The 22,279-nt window shown below is 67.9% G+C and carries 16 protein-coding genes; 4 read left to right on the top strand and 12 right to left on the bottom strand.

The features are described 5' to 3' along the window. Positions 1-33: 33 nt before the first annotated feature. Positions 34-549: a hypothetical protein gene (locus L8F96_RS18600; RefSeq protein ID WP_417158986.1), complete on the top strand. Its 516-nt coding sequence runs from the start codon at positions 34-36 to the stop codon at positions 547-549. 9 nt (positions 550-558) lie between these two features. Here L8F96_RS18600 and dinB read toward each other — a convergent pair whose 3' ends face one another. From dinB to L8F96_RS12010, 3 genes are all read right to left on the bottom strand, one after another. Continuing rightward, positions 559-1,650 carry a DNA polymerase IV gene (dinB, locus tag L8F96_RS12020; protein WP_334656116.1) on the bottom strand — a complete coding sequence of 364 codons (1,092 nt, stop codon included), beginning with the start codon at positions 1,648-1,650 and terminating at the stop codon, positions 559-561. A gap of 63 nt (positions 1,651-1,713) precedes the next feature. Next, the gene (locus L8F96_RS12015) at positions 1,714-4,203 is read right to left on the bottom strand and encodes an ABC transporter permease (RefSeq protein ID WP_334656115.1); all 2,490 of its coding nucleotides are present in this window, start codon (positions 4,201-4,203) and stop codon (positions 1,714-1,716) included. Next, positions 4,200-4,877 carry an ABC transporter ATP-binding protein gene (locus tag L8F96_RS12010; RefSeq protein ID WP_417158982.1) on the bottom strand — a complete coding sequence of 226 codons (678 nt, stop codon included), beginning with the start codon at positions 4,875-4,877 and terminating at the stop codon, positions 4,200-4,202. The genes L8F96_RS12015 and L8F96_RS12010 overlap by 4 nt, the downstream gene beginning before the upstream one ends. A gap of 98 nt (positions 4,878-4,975) precedes the next feature. Here L8F96_RS12010 and L8F96_RS12005 point away from each other — a divergent pair, with 98 nt between their 5' ends. Continuing rightward, positions 4,976-5,647 (top strand): arylesterase, encoded by a 672-nt coding sequence (locus L8F96_RS12005; RefSeq protein ID WP_417158981.1) that lies wholly within the window; start codon positions 4,976-4,978, stop codon positions 5,645-5,647. A gap of 11 nt (positions 5,648-5,658) precedes the next feature. Here L8F96_RS12005 and paoC read toward each other — a convergent pair whose 3' ends face one another. The 4 genes from paoC to L8F96_RS11985 all read right to left on the bottom strand — a co-directional run bounded on the left by paoC (position 5,659) and on the right by L8F96_RS11985 (position 12,470). Next, positions 5,659-7,878 (bottom strand): aldehyde oxidoreductase molybdenum-binding subunit PaoC, encoded by a 2,220-nt coding sequence (gene paoC, locus L8F96_RS12000; protein ID WP_334656112.1) that lies wholly within the window; start codon positions 7,876-7,878, stop codon positions 5,659-5,661. A gap of 4 nt (positions 7,879-7,882) precedes the next feature. Next, entirely contained in the window at positions 7,883-8,833 is a 951-nt protein-coding gene (locus L8F96_RS11995; RefSeq protein ID WP_125944798.1) for an FAD binding domain-containing protein, read from the bottom strand. Continuing rightward, the gene (paoA, locus tag L8F96_RS11990; protein ID WP_334656111.1) at positions 8,830-9,483 is read right to left on the bottom strand and encodes an aldehyde dehydrogenase iron-sulfur subunit PaoA; all 654 of its coding nucleotides are present in this window, start codon (positions 9,481-9,483) and stop codon (positions 8,830-8,832) included. Before paoA ends, L8F96_RS11995 begins: the two co-directional genes overlap by 4 nt. Positions 9,484-9,689: 206 nt before the next feature. Further along, positions 9,690-12,470, bottom strand: a complete 2,781-nt coding sequence (locus L8F96_RS11985) for a cation-transporting P-type ATPase (RefSeq protein ID WP_334656110.1) — start codon at positions 12,468-12,470, stop codon at positions 9,690-9,692. A gap of 137 nt (positions 12,471-12,607) precedes the next feature. Between L8F96_RS11985 and L8F96_RS11980 the strand changes: the two genes are divergently transcribed. Further along, positions 12,608-13,609, top strand: coding sequence for a 2-hydroxyacid dehydrogenase (locus L8F96_RS11980; RefSeq protein ID WP_334656109.1), 1,002 nt, complete (start codon positions 12,608-12,610; stop codon positions 13,607-13,609). 104 nt (positions 13,610-13,713) lie between these two features. Here L8F96_RS11980 and L8F96_RS11975 read toward each other — a convergent pair whose 3' ends face one another. Genes L8F96_RS11975 through L8F96_RS11960 form a run of 4 tightly spaced genes read right to left on the bottom strand, consistent with a single transcriptional unit; the run spans position 13,714 to position 19,824 of the window. Then, a complete protein-coding gene (locus tag L8F96_RS11975; protein WP_334656108.1) occupies positions 13,714-15,627 on the bottom strand; it encodes a hypothetical protein in 1,914 nt (637 codons plus the stop codon). Next, positions 15,624-16,625, bottom strand: a complete 1,002-nt coding sequence (locus L8F96_RS11970) for a TniB family NTP-binding protein (protein WP_334656107.1) — start codon at positions 16,623-16,625, stop codon at positions 15,624-15,626. The genes L8F96_RS11975 and L8F96_RS11970 overlap by 4 nt, the downstream gene beginning before the upstream one ends. Further along, positions 16,622-18,850, bottom strand: a complete 2,229-nt coding sequence (locus L8F96_RS11965) for a hypothetical protein (RefSeq protein ID WP_334656106.1) — start codon at positions 18,848-18,850, stop codon at positions 16,622-16,624. The genes L8F96_RS11970 and L8F96_RS11965 overlap by 4 nt, the downstream gene beginning before the upstream one ends. Beyond that, complete coding sequence (locus tag L8F96_RS11960) at positions 18,850-19,824, bottom strand: hypothetical protein (RefSeq protein WP_334656105.1); 975 nt, start codon at positions 19,822-19,824, stop codon at positions 18,850-18,852. The genes L8F96_RS11965 and L8F96_RS11960 overlap by 1 nt, the downstream gene beginning before the upstream one ends. A 169-nt stretch (positions 19,825-19,993) precedes the next feature. Here L8F96_RS11960 and L8F96_RS11955 point away from each other — a divergent pair, with 169 nt between their 5' ends. Next, positions 19,994-21,091, top strand: a complete 1,098-nt coding sequence (locus tag L8F96_RS11955; protein WP_334656104.1) for a hypothetical protein — start codon at positions 19,994-19,996, stop codon at positions 21,089-21,091. Here the strand turns inward: L8F96_RS11955 and L8F96_RS11950 are convergent. Continuing rightward, a complete protein-coding gene (locus tag L8F96_RS11950; RefSeq protein WP_334656103.1) occupies positions 21,088-22,032 on the bottom strand; it encodes a hypothetical protein in 945 nt (314 codons plus the stop codon). The two genes, L8F96_RS11955 and L8F96_RS11950, sit on opposite strands and share 4 nt — an antisense overlap. Between the last annotated feature and the right edge of the window lie 247 nt (positions 22,033-22,279).

Raw genomic sequence — 22,279 nt, 5'->3', positions numbered from 1 at the left:
ACGCAGAAACGATAGCCGCCAGGAGGCAATCCGATGGCCGACCCCGACACGCGCATCTATGGCATGGCGGATTCCTCCAACCACCAGGCGCCTGGCGACAATGGCATGCGCGGTGAGGGCGCGGCGGATCGCGCGGCACCGGGCTATCACCGAACGGTCGACACGGTGGACGAGGTCATTGTCGTCGAGGAGGTGTCCGGCGTCGCCTATGCCGAAGCGCTCCGCCCGGCGCCGGGCGGTCGCGATCGGGCCCGGGAGACGCGCAGCACCATGCTGCCGTGGATCCTGGTCGCGCTGGTGCTGGGCTATGCCGCCGGACGCCTGCGCCGCGAGGAGGATGACGAGGACGATCGTCGCGACCAAGTGGCCTCCGCGCCGCCCGCGGCACTGGCCCGGCCAGCGGGCGAACAGGGCGGCTTCAGCCAGGTGCGCGACGCTGGGCCCGAGGCGATCCGCGATCCGCAGCCGCGCTGGTCCGAAGTGGACGAGGCGTCGGACGAAAGCTTCCCCGCGAGCGATCCGCCGTCCTTTTCGATGCCGGGGCGCTGATCCCGCCGATCAGGACGTGGCGGCGTCGAACAGCGGCAGATCCTGGGGATCGTCGCGGGCGGCAGTGTCGAAGTTCGAGACGGTGACGCCGACCAGCCGGATGCCGGTTTCGGGCGGGTAGATCGAGCGGACGAGATCGAGGCTGGCGCTGACCAGCAGGTCGCGGCTGTCCACCACCTGGCTGTGGCTGCGGCTGCGGGTGATCTGGCGAAAGCTCTGGAACTTGATCTTCACGGTCACGGTACGGCCGAAGGCCTGCGCCTTTTCGCACCACGCCCAGACGTCGTCGGCCATGCGGATGATGCCGGCCTCAATCTCCTGCGGGTCGGTGAGATCGCGGTCGAAGGTGGTTTCCGAGCCGGAGGATTTACGCACCCGGTTGGGATTGACCGGGCGGTCGTCGATGCCGCGTGCGATGGCATGATACCAGTCGGCGGAACTGCCGAAATGCCGTTCTAGGAAGTCGCGCGACTTGGCGCGCAGGTCAGCGCCGGTTTCGATGCCGAGCCGCTTCATCTTTGCGGCGGTGACGGGGCCGACGCCGTGAAAGCGCGAGACGGGAAGCGTTTCGACCCAGGCGGCGCCCATGTCGGGCGTTACCGCAAACTGGCCGTTCGGCTTGCGATGGTCGGAGGCGAGCTTCGCTAGAAACTTGTTGTACGATACGCCGGCCGAGGCGGTGAGGCCGGTTTCCTCCAGGATGCGCGCGCGGATTGCCTTTGCGGTGGCCCAGGCGGTGGGGAGGCCGGCGCGGTTCTCGGTTACGTCGAGATAGGCCTCGTCGAGCGACAAGGGCTGAATGAGGTGAGTGAATTCGGCGAAGATCGCATGGATCTGCCGCGAGACGGCCTTGTACACGTCGAAGCGTGGCGGGACGAAGATGAGGTCGGGACAGCGGCGGAGCGCCGTGACCGAGGGCAGTGCGCTGCGCACGCCAAAGGCACGCGCCTCGTAGCTGGCGGCGGCAACGACGCCGCGCGCCGCGGCATGGCCGACCGCGACGGGACGGCCGCGCAGCGCGGGATCATCGCGCTGTTCCACCGACGCGAAAAAGGCGTCCATGTCGACATGGATGATCTTTCGAGTCGGACCGCCGGACATGCGGCACGCCATAGCAGCGTGGGAACGGACAGGGAACGATGATCGTCGCGCGGGGCGCGTGCCTCAGTCGCTGCGCAGCCCCTCTCCGGGGGAGGCGCGCAGTGCGGGCAAGCTGCTGAGCACGCCGATGCCGAGCGTCGCGACGATCGCGGCGCCAAGCGTCAGCGCGACCACGAGCGGGTCGGGCGCCCATGTCAGATCGAGCACCTGGGTGACGACGTACCAGCCCCCCGCCATGCCAATGAGCAAAGCAACCCCGGCGAGCAGGAAAGCGAGGAGGGCATATTCCAGTGCCTGCCCGGTGAGGAGCTGCGCGCGGCTGCCGCCCAGCAGCTTCAGGATGATAGTGTCGTATCGCCGCGATTGTCCCGAGGCGGTTACCGCGCCGATGAGGACGACAATGCCGGCAACGACGGTGACGGCGGCCGCGGCGCGGATCGCGATGGCGACGCGGCCGAGCAATTCGCTGATCTGGCCGATCACGTCGCCGGTGCGGAGCATGGTGACGGAGGGGAGCGCGCGGGCCACTTCACCCGCGATCGCGCCGTCGCGGCCGGCGGGGGCATAGACGCTGGCGAGGATGCCGTGGGGCGCTTCCTCGATATAGCCGGGGGAGAAGATCAGGGCGAAGTTGAGGCCGAGCCCCTGCCAATCGACCTTTCGCAGCGCGGCGATACGGGCGGGGACATCGACGCCGAGCACCGCGACGGTGATCGTGTCGCCGACCTTCAGGCCGAGCTGCTGCGCGGCGCGATCCTCCAGCGAAATGAGCGGCGGACCGCGATAGTCGCGCGGCCACCATGTGCCCGCGACCACGCTGTTGCGCGGCGGCACGGTGGCGGACCAGGTGATGGTGCGGTCGCCGCGGACGATCCATGCATCCTCCGGCAGGTTCTTCATGTCCGCCACGCGTTGCCCCTCGAGCGCGACGATCGAGCCGCGCAGCGAGGGCACCGCCTCGATCGTCGCGGCAGGGGCGGCGCGGCGGACGGCGGCCCGGAAGGCAGGTTCATCCTCCGGCTGCACATCGATGGCAAAGAAGCGGGGGGCCTTGGCCGGCGCGGCGCTGGCGAGCTCGTTCGACAGGCTGGTGTCGATGACGGCGAGCGCCACGAACAGGGAGAAGCCGAGGCCGAGCGCAACGACCAGCCGGTCGGTCTGAGCACCCGGACGATAGAGATTGGCGAGCGCCAGCCGGAACAAGGGGCGGCGCGGGCGGGGAAGGCGGGACAACGCCGCGCGCAACGCGATCCCGAGCAGCCAGAGCAGCGCGAGCACAGCCCCGGTTGCGGCGGTGAATCCCAGGGCGATCGCGCGGTTGCTGGCGGTCAGCACGGTCAGCGCGACGAGCAGGGCAAGGACGACGCCCATGCCGGCGAGGACGCGGGGCGACGGCCGCGTCACGCTGCCGATGGCGTCGCGCAGCAGGCTGGCCGCCGGGACCGAGCGCGCGCGCGCAAGCGCGGGCAGCGAGAAGAGGAGGGCAACGAGCAGGCTGAGGCCAGCCGCGACCAGCAGCGGCGCGGGATAGATGCCGAGGCGTGGTGGCACCGGCAGCGCGTCCCCGGCGAGCTGCGCGACCAGCCACGGGATCGCGGTGCCGAGCGCCAGGCCGGCGACCACCGCCAGCAAGGCCACCAGCCCGAGTTGGATCAGGAACACCGCGGCGATCGTGCGCGAATGCGCGCCCAGCACCTTCAGCGTGGCGATCATCCGGCTCTTGCGGGCGAGATAGGCGCTGACCCCGCTGCCGATGCCGATGCCGGCGATGACCAGCGCGGCGAGGCCGACGAGCAGCAGGAACTGGCCCAATTGGTCGATGCTGCGCTTCACATTGCCGGAGGCATCCTCCGGCGTCCGCGCGCTCCACCCCGCGCTGGGGTAGCGGCGGGTGACGGTGTTGCCGACCGATGCCGGATCGAGGCCGGGGCGCAGCAGGATGCGGGTGCGCGCCTGATAAAGGCTGCCGGGTTGGAGCACGCGGGTGGCGTCGAGCCCCGCCATGTCAACCAGGGCGGTCGGCCCGAAGCTGAACCCGAGGGCGTCTGGTTCGTCGGCGATCAGGCCGATGATGCGCATCGGGGCGGCGCCGATCCGGACGGTGTCGCCGACCTTCACGTTCAACCGCTGCGCCAGTGCGGGGGCGATCGCCACCTGGTTGCCGGCAGGGCGTGGGCGCAAAGCCCCCAGCTCCAGCGTGAAGCGGCCGATCAAGGGCCAGGCATGGTCGACGGCGCGCAGGTTGATCAACGCCGGGGTGCCGCCGGTGAGCGGCTGGGCCATGGTGTTGACGGCAATCGTCTCCGACGTTCGGCCGAAGCTGGCGAAGGCGGCGTTTTCCTCCACGGTGGCGCGGCGCTGCGACACGCGCAGTTCGAGGTCTCCGCCGAGCAATTGGCGGCTTTGCGCGTCGAGCGCGCCGGTGATCGAGGCCGACAGCGACCCAATGCCCGCCAGCGCGGCGGTGCCGAGGAAGAGGCAGATCAGCAGCAGCCACAAGCCGCGGCCGCCGGCGCGCAGATCACGCAGCGCGAGCCGCCAGGCGTTGGTCATGCGGCGGCGTTGTCGCTGACGATGCGACCGTCGGCCAGGGCGATCACGCGTCCGCAGCGCGCGGCGAGCGCGGGATCGTGGGTGATGACGAAGAGCGTGGTGCCGGCGGCGGCATGGCGCGCGAACAGCAGGTCCATGATCGCGGCGCCTGTCGTGCCATCGAGATTGCCGGTCGGCTCGTCCGCGAAGAGGAGCGCGGGGCGCGGGGCGAGTGCGCGGGCGATGGCGACCCGCTGCTGCTCGCCGCCCGACAGCTCGGCGGGATAATGGGTCAGGCGATGGCCCAGGCCGACGGCGGTCAGTTCCTCCTTGGCGCGGGCGAACGGCTCCGCCATGCCGGCAAGTTCCATCGGCACGGCGACATTTTCGAGCGCGGTCATCGTCGGCAGCAGGTGGAACGCCTGCAGGATGATGCCGATGCGGCCGCGCCGCGCGATTGCGAGCTGATCCTCGCTCAGCCGGTCGAATTCGAGCCCGGCGACGCTGACGCTGCCGCCGGTGGGCCGTTCCATGCCCGACAGGAGCGCCATCAGCGACGATTTGCCCGATCCGGACGGGCCGAGCAGCGCGACGCTTTCCCCTTGCCGCACCGTGAGGTCGATACCGCGCAGGATCTGCGTGCGGGCCGGCGGACGGCCGAGCGCCAGCGTCAGATTGCGCGCGTCGATGACGATGGTATCGCCGGGTCTGCCGTCCGGGCGGTCATCCGGGCTGGCGCCGGTCGGCGAAGGAGAAGCGGATGCTGTCACAATGGCGCGGATACAGGGCGATGATGGCCGCTGTCCAATCCCCGGCTGTCGCATTGCTGGCCGTCCCGTTGCTGATCGCGGGCGTGCTGCTGGTGGCGACGCCGGTGCGGGCGGAGCGGCTGGTCTGGGCGTTCGGCGACAGCCTGACGGCCGGCTATGGCCTGCCACCGGCGCAGGGCTTTCCGACGCGGCTGGAGGCGGCGCTGCGCCGGTCGATGCCCGACGTAACGGTGCGCAATGGCGGCGTCGCCGGCGACACCTCCGCGCAGGGACGGGCGAGGCTGGCCTGGGGATTGCGCGGGTTGAAGCGCAAGCCGGACCTGGTGATCGTCGAGCTGGGCGCCAACGACATGCTGCGCGGCCTGCCGCCCGCCGCGACGGAGAAGAACCTCGACCTGATCCTGACCGAGCTGAAGCGGCGCGACATCCCGGTGCTGCTGGTCGGGATGCGCGCGGCGCCGAATCTTGGCAGTGATTATCGGCGTGCCTTTGAGGGGCTGTATCCCCGGCTGGCGCGCAAGCATGGCGTGCCGCTCTATCCGTTCTTCCTGGAGGGCGTGGCGGGCAACCAGGCGCTGTTCCAGGCGGACGGGCGGCACCCCAATGCGCGCGGGGTTGAGATCATCGTTCGCCGCATCGTGCCAGCGGTGCGCCAGGCCCTGCCGGCCCGGCGCAGCGCCGCCACGCGTCGCTGAAGCGTCGCCGGTCAGGCGACCGCCGGCAGCTTGTCGAGATATTTGTCGAGCGTGAGCGGGTAATCGCGCACGCGCACGCCGGTGGCGTTGTAGATCGCGTTCGCCACCGCCGCGCCGACGCCGCAGATGCCGAGTTCGCCGACGCCCTTGGCCTTCATCGGATTGGCCTTGTCATCGGCCTCGTCGAGGAAGACGACCTCCTGATGCGGGATGTCGGCATGGACCGGCACCTCGTAGCTGGCGAGATCGTGGTTGACGAAGAAACCGAAGCGCTTGTCGACGGCGAGCTCCTCCATCAGCGCCGAGCCGACGCCCATCGTCATCGCGCCGATCACCTGGCTGCGCGCGGCCTTGGGATTGAGGATGCGGCCCGCGGCGCAGACCGCGAGCATGCGGCGGACGCGGGTGACGCCGGTATAGGCGTTGACGCCGACCTCGACAAAATGCGCACCGAAGGTCGACAATTGCCATTCGTCGTCGAGCTTGCCGAACTCGATCTTCTCATCCGCGACCAGCTCACCCTGAGCGGCGGCATCGCGCAGCGCGGCGGCGCGATTGCCGCTGGTGACTCGGCCGGCGTCGAACACCGCATCGGCCGAGTTGAAGCCGAGCCGCTGGGCGACCTGCTCGCGCAGTTTCACGCAGGCGGCGTACACGCCGGCGGTCGAGTTCGCCGCGCCCCATTGCCCGCCCGACCCGGCCGAGACGGGGAAGGAGGAATCGCCCAGTTTCACCACCACCGCCTCGGCCGGCACGCCCAGCATCTCGCCCGCGGTCTGCGCGAGGATCGTGTAGGTGCCGGTGCCGATGTCGGTCATGTCGGTTTCGACCGTCACGATGCCGTCCGGCGACAGGCGCACACGCGCGCCCGACGTCATGTTGAGGTGGTTGCGGAAGGCGGAGGCGACGCCCATGCCGATCAGCCACTGGCCATCGCGCACCTGCGCCGGCTTCGCCTGGCGGCGGTCCCAGCCGAAACGCTGCGCGCCGTCGGTGAGGCAACGGACGAGTTGGCGCTGCGAGAAGCGGCGCTGCGGTTTCTCGGGATCGACCTGCGTGTCGTTCTTGATGCGGAAGGCGACGGGATCCATGCCGAGCTTCTCGGCCATTTCATCCATCGCGATCTCCAGCGCCATCATGCCCGGTGCCTCGCCCGGCGCGCGCATGGCATTGCCCTCAGGCAGATCGAGTACTGCAAGGCGCATCGCGGTCATGCGGTTGGGGCCCGCGTAGAGCAGCTTGGTCTGCTGCACCGCCGTCTCCGGGCCTCCATCGGGCAAGTCGCCCGAGCCGCTTTCATGGGCGATCGCGGTGATCGTGCCGTCCTTCATCGCGCCGATGCGGACGCGCTGATGCGTGGCGGGGCGGTGCGTGGTGTTGTTGGCGATGAGTGGGCGTTGCAGCGCGACCTTCACCGGGCGCTTCGCCGCGCGCGCGCCGAGCGCGGCCATCACCGCGTCGGCGCGCACGAACAGCTTCCCGCCGAACCCGCCGCCGATATAGGGCGAGATCAGGCGGACCTTGTCCTCCGGCATGTTGAGCGTCAGCGCGACATCACGCTTGCTCCAGGCGATCATCTGGTTCGATGTCCAAAGGGTCAGCTCGTCGCCGTTCCACACTGCGATCGAGGCGTGTGGCTCCATCATCGCGTGGCTGTGATCGGGGGTGTGATATTGGGCGTCGAGCTTCACCGGGGCGGCGGCGAACCCCTCCTCGAACTTGCCGACGCGCTCCACCGGCGAGCTGCCGCTGTTCGGGCCGCCCGACCCGCCGACGAGCGGCGCGACCTTCAGCTGTTCGGTGAGGTCATAGCGGCCATTCGCGCGGGCATAATCGACCCGTACCAGACCGGCTGCGGCACGCGCCTGTTCGAAGGTTTCGGCCACCACCAGCGCGACCGCCTGATGGTAATGTTCGACCTCGGGGCCGGCGAGCAGCTTCGCCGTGTTGTTCTTGCCCTTGCCGAGCTTGCCTGCATCGGCCGCGGTGACGATGGCGATGACGCCGGGTGCGGCCTTGGCCGCCGCGGTGTCGATACGGGTGATGCGCCCCTTCGCCACGCCGGCGCCGACGATATAGCCATAGGCCGGATTCTCGATCCCCTCGTGATGCTCATAGGCGTAGGGCGCAAGGCCGCTGGTCTTGAGCGGGCCGTCGATACGGTCGTGCGCACGACCGACGACCTTCAGGCGGTCGATCGGGTTCTGACCCTCGGCAGTTTCGAACTTCATGGGATCAGGCCTTCGCTTGAGCGATCACGGAAGCCAGCGCGCGCGTGGCGAGCGGCAGCTTGAACGCATTGTCCTTGGTGGGGGTGGCGCCCTGGAAGGCGCGCGCGGTAACAGCCGCCGCGCCCTGCGGCAGCAGCGCCTCCGCCTCCTCCACGCGCCACGGCTTTGGCGCGACGCCGCCAAAGGCGACGCGGCCGGTGCCATCGGGCTGGATCACCGCCGCGACCGAGACCAAGGCAAAGGCGTAGGAGGCGCGATCGCGCACCTTTTCATAGAAATGCTTGCCGCCGAGCGGGGCGGGAAGGGTGACCGCAGTGATCAGCTCACCGCGACTGAGCACCGTATCCTGTTCCGGCCGGTCGCCCCACAAGCGATGGAAATCGGCAATCGGGATCGAGCGGCGCTGCCCCTGCGGGTCGACCGTTTCCACCACCGCATCGAGCAGCCGGAGCGCCACGGGCATGTCGCCGGGGAAGGTGGCGATGCATTTGTCGGACACGCCGATGACGCCAAGCTGGCGCGAATAGCCGCCGATCGCGGCGCAGCCTGAGCCGGGCTTGCGCTTGTTGCAGGGCATGTTGACGTCGTAGAAATACGGGCAGCGCGTACGCTGGAGCAGATTGCCGGCGGTCGACGCCTTGTTGCGCAGCTGGCCGCTGGCGCCGGCAACGATCGCGCGGGTCAGCACGCCATAATCGCGGCGTACGCGATCGTCGGCGGCGAGCGCGGTGTTGCTGACCAAGGCGCCGATGCGCAGGCCGCCCTCGGGCGTCGCCTCGATCCGGTCCAGGTCGAGATCCTGCACGTCGACAAGATGGGTCGGTGTTTCCACCTCGATCTTCATCAGATCGAGGAGGTTGGTGCCGCCGGCGATGAACTTTGCCCCCGGCTTCGTCGCGACGATGCGCGCGGCGGCGACGGGATCGGTCGCCCGTTCGTAAGTGAACGCCCTCATGCCTTTGCCTCCGCAACGTCAGCGCCAGCGACCTCGGCCATGGCATCGGCGATGTTGGAATAAGCGCCGCAGCGGCAGATGTTGCCGCTCATCCGTTCGCGCATTTCAACGGTGGTGAAGCCCGGACGCTGGGCAACGTCCGCCTGAACGTGGCTGGGAATGCCGGCCTTGATCTCCTCCAGCACGGCGACCGCGGAGCAGATCTGCCCCGGGGTGCAATAGCCGCATTGATAGCCGTCGTGCTTCACGAAGGCGGCCTGCATCGGATGCAGCTTCTCCGGCGTGCCGAGCCCTTCGATCGTGGTGATCGCGTCGCCTTCGTGCATCACCGCAAGGCTGAGGCAGGAATTGATCCGCTGCCCATCGACGATTACGGTGCAGGCGCCGCACTGGCCATGATCGCAGCCCTTCTTGGTGCCGGTGAGCGTGAGATGCTCCCGCAATGCATCGAGGAGGGTGGTACGCGGATCGAGCGTCAGCGAACGCGGTTCGCCGTTCACGGTGAAACGGACGGGCATCATCGGCGCCTCCGGCTTCCTGGGCGGGGAGAGGGGCGCACCATGCGCCGGCGTGGCAGCGACCGCGACCGTGGCGGCGCTGCCGGCAAGCACGCCGCGGCGGGACACGCCCATTTCAATCTTGTCCGACATGGACAGTAATTCTCCTGTTGGATCAGCTTTGCGGCAGCGCGCTGGACATGCGCATGTGCAGCATAACGTCGGTCATGGCGATTGGAGCCGTAAGCCGGTCAAGACGCAAGAATAAACACCGATCGTGCATCGGCCTGCGGTAATAGAGAAAAGCAGCGTTTCCGTCTTACCTCAGGCCGTCGAGTGTTCGGGCTCGACAAGAGGGATCAATCGCGCAGTTCGGAGAACCAGCCGAGCCGCCGCATCAGCAGCTTTTCCAGTTCCAGCACGATCATCAGCGTGGCACCGACGGCAATGATCATCATGCCATCGACCAGGGTCAGCGGACGACTGCCGAACACGCGGTTCATGAATGGTGCGAAGGTGAACAACAATTGCAGCGCGACCAGGACGGCAATGGACAACAATACCAGCGGCGTTCCGAGCACGCCTGTCCAGCTGAACGACGTGAGGTGAAGGTAACGCACGTTGAACAGGTAGAATATTTCGCCAACGACGAACATGTTGACGACCATCGTGCGGGCGACCTCAAGCCCTCGCCCCTGATCCAGCGTGTAGAAAAAGATGCCGAGCGTGGCGATCGCCAACAGGATCGACACGATCACGACCCGCCATAACAGAAAAGGCGAAAGCAGCGGCGCGTCACGACGGCGGGGCGCTCGCTGCATCACGCCGGGCTCCGACGGCTCGAAAGCCAGGACGAGGCCGAGCGTTATTGACAGCACAAGATTGATCCACAGGATCTGCGTCGCGGTCATCGGCAGTGCAAAGCCAAGGATGATGGCGAGGACGACCGTGAGCGTTTCCCCCCCGTTGGTGGGGATTTCCCAGGTAATCACCTTGCGGATGTTGTCGTACACGGTGCGCCCTTCGCGCACCGCGCTGACGATCGAGGCGAAATTGTCGTCGAGCAGCACCATTTCTGCGGCTTCCTTGGCCGCAGCGGTGCCCTTGATGCCCATGGCGACCCCAACGTCGGCCTGCTTGAGCGGGGGCGCGTCATTGACCCCGTCGCCGGTCATCGCGACGGTCAGCCCGTGCGACTGGAGCGCGCGCACGATGCGCAGCTTGTGCTCCGGGCTGGTGCGCGCGAACACCGCGGTGTCACGCACATTGGCGGCGAGCGTCGCGTCGTCCATCGCCTCGATCTCGACGCCGGTCAGCGCGCGCGGATCGGGCGCGAGATCGAGCTGGCGCGCGATGGCGAGCGCGGTGGCGGCGTGATCCCCGGTGATCATCTTCACATCGATGCTGGCCGAACGCGCCTGCGCGATTGCCGACGCGACCTCGTCACGCGGTGGATCGATGAAGCCGATGATGCCGAGGAAGGTGATCCCGCTCCTGACATCATCAAAGGTGAGGGTGCCGTGATCGTCGGCAAAGGTCTTCATGCCGAAGGCGAGGACACGTTCACCCGAGGAAGCGGCGTCGGCCGCGCGCTGCGTCCAGCGGTTGATGTCGAGCCCGGGCGCCGCCATGCCGAACAATGTTTCCGGCGCGCCCTTGATATAGGCGACACGGCCGCCATCGGGATCCTGGTGGAGCGTCGCCATGAAACGATGCGCCGCATCGAAGGGGATGGAGTCGCAGCGCGGCCAGCTGCTGCGTACCGCATCGACATGCTCCCCGGCCTTGCGGGCCAGGACGAGCAGCGCGCCCTCCATCGGATCGCCCTCGACCCGCCATTCGCCGTCCTCCTGGTGCAGCTCCGCGTCGTTGCACAGTTGCGCGCACCACAGAAGCTCCGCCCCCGCCGCGGCGATTGCGGGCGTGCCGCGCACCTCGCCGGCGGCGGGATCATAGCCCGCACCGGTGATCGACCACTGCCCCGTGGCGGCGATCACCGAGCGGACGGTCATTTCGTTGCGCGTCAGTGTGCCCGTCTTGTCGGTGCAGATGACGGAGGTGGCGCCGAGTGTCTCGACCGCGGGCAGCTTGCGAATGACAGCGTGGCGATGCGCCATCCGTCGCACGCCGATCGCCAGCGTGATGGTGATGACGGCGGGCAGCCCCTCCGGCACGATGCCGACTGCGATCGCCACCACCGCGATCAACGCGTCGATCCAGTCATAGCCGCGCACGGCAACGGCAAAGGCGAACAGAAGGACGCCGCCCATCAGAACGAACCAGGTGAAGCGCCGGGCAAAGTGATCGATCTGTTCCAGCAGCGGCGTCGCCATCGGGGTGACGGCGTGGATCATCGTGCTGATGCGGCCGATCTGGGTCGCGACGCCGGTCGCGACCACCACGCCCGTCGCTTGGCCCGCGGCGACCAGCGTACCGGAGAATGCCATGTTGTGCCGGTCGGCAAGCGGGGCGTCGGCGGGAAGCGGCGCGACGTCCTTGCCCGCGGTGACGGATTCGCCGGTCAGCAGTGCCTCGTCCACCAGCATGCGATGTGTTTCAATCAGGCGCAGGTCGGCGGGGACGCGATCGCCTGCCTCCAGCAGCACGATGTCGCCGGGCACCAGATCGGCGACCTCCACGGTCACGCGGTGGTCCTCACGCAGGACCGAGGCATGGGGCGCGACCAGTTCTTTCAACGATTCCAGCGCACGCTCCGCGCGGCCTTCCTGGATGTAGCCGATCACCGCATTGGCTAGCACCACCGCGATGATCACCGCGGCGTCGATGGCATGATCGAGCAGTGAAGCGGCCAGCGCACCGCCGAGCAGGACGTAGATCAGCGTGTTGTTGAACTGCGCAAGGAAGCGCATGAGCGGGTTGCGGCGAGGCGGGGCGGGGAGGAGGTTCCGGCCGTAGCGTTGCCGGCGCTCCGTGATGCTGTCCGGAGAAAGCCCGCCCGGGCCGGTTTCAAGCGTGGCGCAGACGTCCTCTGCGGCCAGGGCGTGCCACGCGTGATCGTTTCCCGCGTCCGTCAAGACGCCGCCGCGCAGCCGTTGGCGCTTGTCCTGCGCCGGGTTGCCCGTGCGATCGCTGCCATCATCACCCGCTTCTCCCCGGATGTCGCCGTCATTCCAACGCATGGTGTGGTAAAGCGCTCCCCCTTCGGCCGCCCCGGCGTGCGGGCATCGTGCCGATCACGCGGTTGTGCCGTGCCGCTGGGCGTGCTGCTATCCGTGCGGTCCGCACGTCGACGATCACGAACCGAGGGAGATGACAGGTGAAGATCGCGGTTTTCAGCGCCAGGTCGTACGACCGCACGTTCCTGTCGCAGGCCAACGAAAGGCTGGGCAACCAGCACGAACTGGCCTTCCTGGAGCCACGGCTCGAGGCCAAGTCGGCGACGCTCGCGGCGGGGGCGCCGTGCGTCTGCGCCTTTGTCGACGATCACCTCGATGCCGAGACGCTGGCGACCCTGCATGACGGGGGGACGCGGCTGGTGGCGCTGCGCAGCGCCGGGTACAACAACGTGGACCTGGCGGCGGCGCGCGCCCTGGGGATCGTGGTCGCGCGCGTCCCGGCCTATTCGCCCGAGGCGGTGGCGGAGCATACCGTCACGCTGATGCTGTCGCTCAACCGCAAGATCTATCGCGCGCGAGACCGGGTGAGGGAGGGCAATTTCGCGCTCGACGGGCTGATCGGGTTCAACATGCAGGGGCGGACGGTGGGGATCATCGGGACCGGCCTGATCGGCCTGGCGACCGCGCGCATCCTCGCCGGGTTCGGGTGTCGCCTGCTGGCAAGCGATCCGGTGCACCAGCCGGCCTTCGAGGCGCTGGGCGGCAGCTATGTCGAGGTGCCGGAGCTGCTGCGGGAATCGGATATCGTCACGCTGCACTGCCCGCTGACCACGACCAATCATTACCTGATCGATCATGCGACGATTGCCGGCATGAAGCGCGGCGCGATGCTGATCAACACCAGCCGCGGCGGGCTGATCGATACGCGCGCGGTGATCAACGGGTTGAAATCGGGTGCGATCGGCACGCTGGGGCTGGACGTCTATGAGGAGGAGGACGGGATGTTCTTCTCCGACCAGTCCAACAGCATGATCCAGGATGACGTGTTCGCGCGGCTGCTCACCTTTCCCAATGTGCTGGTCACCGGGCATCAGGCGTTCTTCACCGTGGAGGCGATGACCAGCATCGCCGAGACCACGATCCGCAATGTGAGCACGTTCGAGGCCACGGGACGCCCCGATCACGAGGTGCAGGCCGACTGAGCGCCGGAACGGCGCGAGGAGGGCGCTGCGGACGCTGCGGCGCTTTAACTTTGTCATAAAGCTAAAAGTCTGAAGGTCGCCGCACCTGCTGATAGGTGCATGTTCTATAGGTCTGGCGCAAGCGCGTCGCCGTCGCCGTCGCCGCGGCAGCGATCGAGCAGCGTTCGGCACATGTCGTTGACTAGGCCGAGTTCCACGAGCGACCGGCGGCACCATGCGTCGTGAAGGCGAGTGACGCCGAGGCGCTTGAACTCATGATAGAGTTCCACTGCGTTCCTGTTCGAGAAGGCGGCCGCCTCCCCGGTAGACGCGATTGATGCTGCCAGGTTGACGAGGTCGTCTCTCGCGACGCCCTTTCCCTTCTTCCTGCGGATGATCTCGATCTTGGCCGACGCAGTAGCGTTCGCCGTCTCCTCGAAGCCGAGACCCAGGATCTCGCAGGCATCTCGGATCGCGACATGCGTCAGAATCAAGATCTCGTCGCCGCGCTCGGTCTGTGACAATGGTGCGCGCGGCAGTCTCGCGGGATTGACGTGCATGTTGCGCGTGGTCGCACCCTGGGTGCCTTCTACGTAAAACGGGATGTGCCTGTCGCGCATGGCCTTGAGAACGCGTGCCCACGGCTTCTCGCCAGGGAACCGCATCATGGCGCTGCGCAGGGGAACGAAACCGGCAGGTGGTGTCTGGCGAATCGCCGTGGCATGGAGGTGGCGGGCAAAGTCGTCGACCGACCCGGTGCGTAGTTGCTGCCCTTGCAGGATCACGGCGCCCGCATGGTCGTGCGCTTCGAGCAGTTCGAGCGCGATCATCTGCCCGATCGCGTATACAGGAAGTTCGAACCGGGCACCGACCGCTTCGGGTGATACCGAATTCCGCAGAATTCGCCGAAGTTCATCGACGTCGTCCGCGTCGTATCGCACGCGCTTGCGCAGGCCGCCGGGCAGTTCCTCCCATCTCAGGGCTGCGGATTTGCGGAGTTGTTCGAGCTGCCGCGACGAGGTCCACAGCAACGTGTTGGTCTCCGTCGCCGTGTAGTAGCGGACGTCCTTCGCGAAGGTCTTGACCTTGCGGCCGTCAATGTCGGGGAACGCCATGGCGACGAGCTGCTGCTCCTCAGCCACCGAACGCTGCGCGATCCATCGGATGTCGCGCCGCATCGCGTCGTAGGCGGCCACGTTCCCCGCGATCTCGCCGAGCCTGGCGTCGGTGAACGAACGGATCGAAGCCGGCCAGCCCCTGAGGAGGGCGGCGCCGCGCCCGACCACGTCGGCAACAATGGCGGCATCAGCTGAGAGCAGCCTGTCCACGCCGCGGCCGCTGAATTCCAGGCTGCTGATGACGGCGGCCTTGAGAGCCACGTTCACCAGGGCGGTGCGGGAGAACGCCTGCATGGCATCCGGCAGCTGTTGCACGGCATTCTGGCCGATGTCGGGATTGCGCGACATGAGGTCGGCGAAGAGGCGGTAGTCGTCGGCCGATGCGACCGGCAGCGGATCTTCGCTGGACGGTGGGATAGGGTCGCCGCACTTTTCGCAGGCCGCGATCCCACGCGTATGCCGCCAGCCGAGCGGACCGCATACCGGGCAGACGTCCACGAGGAGTTCCAGTGACTCGGGACAGTAGGGCAGCAGGCGATTCAGCCAATCGCTGCGGTGATACGGCTTGGCCTGCAGCGACTGGGGGGCGATCCGCCGACGTTCGAAGTCGAAGAACCTGCGTGGCGCGTGGAGGTCGGCCAGCGCCACGAGCCTCCTCTGGTCCGTCGGCGCGAAGGCGATCGCGTGCAGGTTCTCGGACTCGGTGCGCATGATGCGGGCCAGGCGCTCGATCGTGTCGGGGCCGGTGCATTGGATCAGACCGGTCCTCGGCATCTGGATGCCGCCGCCCTCGAGTGCGGTCGGGATATCGTGGAGTCGGTGCTGCCGGCAGGCGGCCGCCAGCGCGCCGACCAGGCTCTCGCGCGGATCGGGCACGTATTCGAACCGCAGGCGCTTGAACGGGGCGTCGGCGACCTTCACGAGCCGCCGCGCTTCGAGAACGGGTCGTGGAGCACCCATTTCAGCTTCATGGCGAAACCGCGGGTCGCGACGCTCATGTCATGCCGCTCGATCACGGGCGATCCGCGACGTAGCGCGTGCTGCGCCGCCTCGCATACGACACGGCACACGCGACCGACGTGCCCGCCGCTGACCGTCACGAGCTGCGTGCGGAAGCCCGCCTTGTCGAGGCCGCTCGGCTCATCCATGATCTTTGCGTCGACCATCGATTGGTCGAGGCGTTCGCAGAAGGTGAGGAAGAGCTCCTTGTCGTGAGCGTCACCGCGGGGATCGAGCGGTTTCAGCTGGAGCGGCGTGCCGAGGCGGGAGGCGAACTTGCCGTTCTTCTCGAAGAACTTCTCGGCGTCCTCGTCCCCGACGAGAATGAGCGGCAGGATGCCACGGTTCAGGAAGGTCTTGAACCGGTCGGTGACCTGCCTGGCATCAGTGGTCTTTCGATCGAGGTGCTGCACCTCGTCGCCGACGATCCCCTCGACGCCCAGTCTGCGGGACATGGTGAGGATGCGATCCTCGAGATCCTCGATCTTCGCGTTGCGATCGTTCCAGTGGTCGTCGCCCATCTCGTAGAGGATGCGGCGGAGCCAGGTCGCGACCGACGTGGTCTTGTCCAGCTCGATGCACAGGATCTGGTGCGGGTTGGGCGGCAGCCCCGCCTCGGCCCGCCTCAACGCCGCCATTCGAACGAGATGTTCGATCATGCGCGACTTTCCGGCGTTGCTGTGTTCGGAAAGGCAGCGGCCGTCGATCGGCCCACCGAGGAGCGACTGCATGGACTTGAGGTAGCTGAGCAGCTGCTCCACCACGATGGTCTGGGGCTCGTGCTCGATATAGTTCGTCTTGAAGAAGGGGACGACCGCCTCGACCCTCGCGTTGCGGGCGGGATCGGTGAACACCGGCTTGGAATCACCGCGGACGGGTGGCGGCTGGACGCCAAGCGGGTCCTTTTTCGCGTCGGTCATGCATCATCTCCCGGGGAGGAATCCTCGGAGCGGCGGTCATCGTCCGCGTCCCAGTCGATGCCGCCGTCCAGGTCCTCCTGCTCTTGGTCGGCGACGAGCATGTCGAGATTGGACCGGGGCGCGGGATCGAGCCCGCCCCAGTCGCCCGCCGGGCCACGGTTCATGTCCGCGCGCGTGTCCGTGGCATCGTCAGGACCGTCTGCGGAGCGCGACTGCGTGGGACCGAGCGGAACGTCCGCCCGCTGCGCGCCGCCCAGGTCCGTTGGGATCATGAAGGCGGAGAAGTCGGTGAGGTCGGGGTCGTCGGCTACGTTGCGCGCCTTCGCGCGCACTTCCGCACGCTCGAGGACCGCCCCTGCCTTCTTGGCGATGGCATAGGGGAGATTGTGCAGATCCTCCCACTGCTGCTGGAGGGACTCCGCCCGGCGTAGGGCGCGCTGCTCCGCCGTCTGCGCGCCGGTGCTGCCCTCGATCATGCAGGACTGGTGGAACCTGTGCTCGAATCGCGTGAGGAACAGGGTGTAGTCGGGATCGTCCGACCAGAGCTCGACGAAGTCGTTGCCTGCCTCGTCCATGATCTCGATGACGTCGAGGTTCCAGTCGAAGACCCGCAACCACACGTCGCATTTCGCGGTGCCTTCCAACCGCTTGGAGAAAGCCTGGGCGGCGAGGTTGCTCGACAGCGTGCGCGTCACGCCCTCGCGGTTCCACCTGTAGGTGATGTTGTCGTGGACGACGCCGTCGGTGGTGAGCACGCCGGGAACGGTGCGAGCGAGGTTGCGCCGGACGTCCTTGGGGTAGCTGAAGCGAACGCGGTGTGCCGAGATGTGCTCGAGCATCACCTCATTCGGTGTCCGCCACCCGATGGCCTCGTGGCCGGTGTCGTTCCATTCGAGGCGCAGCGCCTCCAGCTTACGTGCGAAGCTGGCGCGGGTCATTGCCGCCTCTTTCATCGGATCTCGCCTGATCGAGCGCCGCCGGCTACGGGCGGACAGAACGGTTCCAGGCTCGCCACCCAGCCGGTGCTTCAACCATCCGAAATAGTTCTCGAGGTTGGACTTCTCGTCGGGTCCATATTTCTTCGCCAGCTCGACCCTTCCTATGACGCTCGCGAGGTTACCGATTGCCGAGGGCGGTATAATGGCCTTGTCGTTGTCACCGCGGAGGAGGCCTTGGCGACCGAAGAACAGCACGCGCATGGGGTCGGCCGCCATCTCCTCTTCCGTGAGGACAGGCGGCGTCAGCGCGCCCATGAGAGCACACATCCCCATCTCGGATCTGTAGGGGCCACTGAAAGGGTTGGTCGGGTAGGCGAAGATCGCCGCTGCATCCATCGTCTGCACGATCTTCATCTTGTTGCTGGGGATCTCGGCGTCGGCCGAGAACAGGCACACCTGCTCGAACTCGGTTCCATCTATGTAGGCGAGCTGGAACGGACGGGTGATCGGCATGCTCTCGCCGGAGGCGAGGAAATACCGATTGGCCTCGTGCGGCCCGTGCTTGGAGGTCCAGGCCTCCATGTCCTCGCACTTGTTGATGCGGTTCACGACCGTGCTCTTGTGCGGCGGGGCATCGCCCAGGCCGGTGGCCCCCGCCTCCTTCAGCCGGTGCCAGGCGGCGACGGTCAGCGCGTAGGCGTCCATCTTCTTGATGGCGTCGACCGACCAGTGGAGAGCCATCGCCTGATGCACGAGCCTGTCGACGATCGGCGGCAGCGGCGAGCGGCCCTTCTCCCGGCCGCTGCGATTCATCATGACGCCGACCTTCTCGCCGAAGTCCTCGAGATTGTTCATCCAGCGGATGATCGAGCGGCCCGATGCGATCTCGTCGTCCGGATACATCTCCTTGGCGAAGTCCTCGAGCACCGTCGCGGATCTGGGCTTGCCCTGGACGAGCGCTGCGAGCGCGAGTTCGTATTTGCGGACGGCCCTGGGCTGCTTGGCGAGGCAGGCCGTACGGTCCCAACCAAGATAGCGTCCGCGCCATTCCGAGAGCGTCGCCTCGCTTGCGGTGAACTCGCGCAGACGACCCGCTGCGAACTCGTCCAGCAGCCACTGGACGGTGGGGCGCACCCTCACGCCGGGTGCCGCCTCGACGAAGAACTCGTCTTCGGTCCCTTCGACGACGAAACGCAGGACGAAGTCGTCCACCTCCTCGACGAAGGAGATACGCACGCCGTCGTGCGCGAAGACGGTGCCGGCGGGGATGCGGAGCGGGCTCGGCATCAGGCGGCCTGCCGCTGGAAGCGCGCGAGCAGCTCGCGCAGCGCGAACGCGCTCGCGGGTCGCGGCGCCGTCACGACGGTGTCGGCTGTCGGCTCAGACGAGAGGTCGAAGTCCACCACGCGCCGCATGAGCATCGCGTAGAGCTTGTCGACCGCGTGCGCGCGTTGGCCACCGAGCGCGGCGACGACGTCGGCATAGCGGGCTCGGCCGCCGGCGGCCATGACGGCCGCGCGGGCGGCGCGGCCATCGGTCGACGGATCGAAGCTGGTCAGGCGGGCCTCCATGGCGATGCCGTGCGCCTTCAGCACCTCGTCCCTGCGGAAGATCGTCCCCTTGATCCTGAGCAGCGTGTCCATGCCCGAGGCCGACATCGCCATGTCGATCCGTTCGAGCGGCCTCCGGATGCCCTCCGCCTGGAACCACGCGTCGTCCGACTTGATCTCGCCGAAGCGGACGCTGTGGTCGTCGTACTCGATCCCGACGTCGGGATACTTGTGGATCACGCGTCCGTCCGCGCGGCGGAACGTCAGCCGGAGCGGCTGGAACTGGAAGTCGAGGTAGCGTGGCGACATCTCGAGGTGGTCGGCGACGGCCGGTTCGTTCGGCCCTTCGAAGAACTGGAGGCGCTTCGGCTTCTCGAAGAAGCCGGCGCTCGTCCCGTAGTCCTTGTCGTAGGTCATGCCCGTGCGAACGATGCCGAGGTCGTCCGCGGCCTCGATGCCGATCAGGATCCAGTCGGCAGGGTCCTTGGCGCCGTTGAGATGGTCGGCGACGGCATGCCGATGCGGCACGCGCGTGACGGGGTGGCGCGGAGGACGCCGGGAGGGGTTCCAGCGCGCGAGCGGATGCGCGTGGATGAAGGCGGGGAGCCGCGAGGTGGGGACACTCGCCGCACCCACACTTGGCGAACCGCTCGCCTCGGCCACCGGCTGCTCGGAATCTGCATCCCCGATCCGCTGTTCGTCTCGCAACATCTGCAACGCCTTCCGCAACCTGCGTGACGGAGCGGCAGCGTCACCGACGCGTCGACTCAGTCAGTCGCATTCTTATTCGGAAGTGGCATATATGCGGTTTGGACCGGGCAACAACAGAATTCTCGCGTTTTTATTCGACAATCGCGACTTTGGTGGTTAACGAGCGCCAATGGAAACGGACAAGGATCGCGAGCTTTCGCTTCCGTCGGAGCTGGTCGCGGCCTTTGAGGATCGTGCGGCCGTCGAGGCGGACGTCTGGCGGCGCCTTACGCCGTCGCAGAGGGCAAGGGCGCTGACGCGCTTCGAGGCGCTGCGGCGCTGGGATGGAGGGCGCGGCGAATTGGAGGTCGAGGCGGCCGCCTCTCTCGCCGGCGACATAAGCGTTAGCCGGTTCTACCGCATCGCCGCGGAGTGGCGCGGCGCGCCCTCCCTTGCTTCGCTCGGCGTCTTCGCGCGCGCGGGCGCGCGTAAATCGAAGGTCGGCAGCGACGTTCTCGACGCGTTGACCGACGCCGCGCGCCAGGTGATCCTGCTGTTCGGCGACATGTCGACCAGCGCGCTGGTCGACAGGATGGTTCGCTTCGCGCGCCTGCCCGAGGGTGCGAAGCTGCCTGGCACGACGAAGCTGCGCGAGATCGTGCAGGCGGAGCAGCGGCGGATCGCTTCCTCGATGCCGCTCGGCCAGGTGATCCTGTCCGATTGCGTCGCGACATCGCTGCCCCGCGCGGATGGACGTCCACACATCGGCTTCCTCTGCATGGATGCGGGCACCGGCGCGGTGCTGGGCGTCGGCGTCGGGTCGATCGAGGCGGTGGTTTGGGGGCACAACGCGGCTGCGAATGACGCGCTGCGGACGATCGAGCGCGAGGGCGGGCGGTGGCGCTGGTCGAACGTGTTCTCCGTGATGCGCATCACGGCAGGCGAGGACGTCGCCAGGATAGCGAGCGTCATGCACGAACTGAACGCCCGGTTCCGCGACACCCACTTCATCCTCGAGCGCGGCGAGCGGCGCTATGGCCGGATGATCGCCCGGACGCTGGGTCCGCGCCTCGGCAAGGTGACATTCACGCCGACGCGCACCCTGGCAGGCGAGGCGCTCGCCGCGAACGGCGACATGACCGCCTGGACCGAGGCCGACGCCTATGATGCGCTACGCCGCGCGGCCGACGCGCACAACGACGCGATCGACCTAGCCCGCGCGGGGTCCGCTGAACCGCCGCCGAACCTGTATGATGCGCTGGCGACGCTGGGCGGCAAGCACGACTAGGCCGGTCCGGCTGCGGCGGCGCTGCCGCTGAGCGCGGCATTGTGCCGGCGGATCGCCTGTTCCACTTCCGCCGCTGCGGCGTGCCGATCTAGCGGAGCGACGGCGCGGGCGGCGAGCAGGCGATCCGGGTTGGCGGTGTGCGGCCGGTGCAGGATCCGCATCCCGCCGACCGTGCGGCCCAGGTTGCCGACGATCGTCGAGCCCGTTGATCTTCCGGCACGCACGGGTTCCCGGCCTAGGCGCGCGAGGTGCACCGGCAGCACCTCTTCGCGGTCGGCGGCGGAGACCTCGACCTGCAGGTCGGCGGGAACATCGTCCATGGTCGCGAACGCTCGGGCGAGGGCCAGCGCCGCGCTGGCGCGCTTGCCGGGATCCAGCGAGACGTCGGCGCCGGTGATCGTCCGTTCGGGCAGCAGCATGGCGATCGCGACTTCCGGGAACATGGTGCCGTCGCCGTGCACCGTGGGCAGTTCGGTCCATACGCGTCCAACCACGATGCGGCGCGGCTCGTCGGTCCGGATGGGGCTGGTGGCGCGCGAGTCCATGACATATGTCCAAAGGGCTCCGCGCGAGGGCGTGACGGTGCCCGCCGCATCGCATCGTCGCGCCACCTCGCGGAGCAGGTCGGCCAGCTTCGCATCCGCGCCGAGTTCGTCGATGACCTCGACCACGATCGACCGCGATTTCTCGGGCACGCCGTCGCGCCGCGTCCTGGGCCGCCCGCGCTCTCCCGCCCCGACCATCTGCGGCTTGCGGTGGAGGCGCCAGGCCTTGGCCAGCCGGTAGAACTGGGCGACGCCGATGCCGATCTCGCCGGCATGCCGTTCCGCATCGGCGCGCGTCGGGCGCTCGATGGCGAGATAGCGGTCCAGCACGCCGATCCGGCGCCTGACCTCGCCGCGACGCAGCGGGTCGATACCCGACAGGTCGAGTTCGCTCATGCTCTTTTCCTTCTCGTAAGGCTCTTCCCCGCCCCTCCCCCCGGACTGGCAGTCAGGTGCCGTCAGCTTGACGGCGCGATCGCGCTCGGGACGGCGCTCCCGATCCGCCTCGCATCGACGCGGCGGCGCTGGCCGAAGCGCGGCCACTCGTCGCGGACCGATCTGAAGCGCGCCGCGCCAGCCGTCGCCAGCCGGGCGTGCGACGAGCGCCCCCGCTTCGGCGAGGCATGCCCGAACGGGCGCTGGA

Source organism: Sphingomonas panaciterrae (genome assembly GCF_036890205.1).
GTDB lineage: Bacteria > Pseudomonadota > Alphaproteobacteria > Sphingomonadales > Sphingomonadaceae > Sphingomonas > Sphingomonas panaciterrae.
This window is presented reverse-complemented; position numbering and strand designations above follow the sequence as displayed.

Bases quoted from the DNA above. Each gene is read 5' to 3' on its own strand.
- L8F96_RS11965 (WP_334656106.1), bottom strand. From the start codon at position 18,850: ATGCCGAGCCCGCTCCGCATCCCCGCCGGCACCGTCTTCGCGCACGAC.
- L8F96_RS11960 (WP_334656105.1), bottom strand. From the start codon at position 19,824: ATGTTGCGAGACGAACAGCGGATCGGGGATGCAGATTCCGAGCAGCCG.
- L8F96_RS18600 (WP_417158986.1), top strand. From the start codon at position 34: ATGGCCGACCCCGACACGCGCATCTATGGCATGGCGGATTCCTCCAAC.
- L8F96_RS11995 (WP_125944798.1), bottom strand. From the start codon at position 8,833: ATGAGGGCGTTCACTTACGAACGGGCGACCGATCCCGTCGCCGCCGCG.
- L8F96_RS11970 (WP_334656107.1), bottom strand. From the start codon at position 16,625: ATGACCGACGCGAAAAAGGACCCGCTTGGCGTCCAGCCGCCACCCGTC.
- paoA (WP_334656111.1), bottom strand. From the start codon at position 9,483: ATGTCGGACAAGATTGAAATGGGCGTGTCCCGCCGCGGCGTGCTTGCC.
- L8F96_RS12015 (WP_334656115.1), bottom strand. From the start codon at position 4,203: ATGACCAACGCCTGGCGGCTCGCGCTGCGTGATCTGCGCGCCGGCGGC.
- L8F96_RS12005 (WP_417158981.1), top strand. From the start codon at position 4,976: ATGGCCGCTGTCCAATCCCCGGCTGTCGCATTGCTGGCCGTCCCGTTG.
- L8F96_RS11985 (WP_334656110.1), bottom strand. From the start codon at position 12,470: ATGCGTTGGAATGACGGCGACATCCGGGGAGAAGCGGGTGATGATGGC.
- L8F96_RS11955 (WP_334656104.1), top strand. From the start codon at position 19,994: ATGGAAACGGACAAGGATCGCGAGCTTTCGCTTCCGTCGGAGCTGGTC.
- L8F96_RS11950 (WP_334656103.1), bottom strand. From the start codon at position 22,032: ATGAGCGAACTCGACCTGTCGGGTATCGACCCGCTGCGTCGCGGCGAG.
- paoC (WP_334656112.1), bottom strand. From the start codon at position 7,878: ATGAAGTTCGAAACTGCCGAGGGTCAGAACCCGATCGACCGCCTGAAG.
- dinB (WP_334656116.1), bottom strand. From the start codon at position 1,650: ATGTCCGGCGGTCCGACTCGAAAGATCATCCATGTCGACATGGACGCC.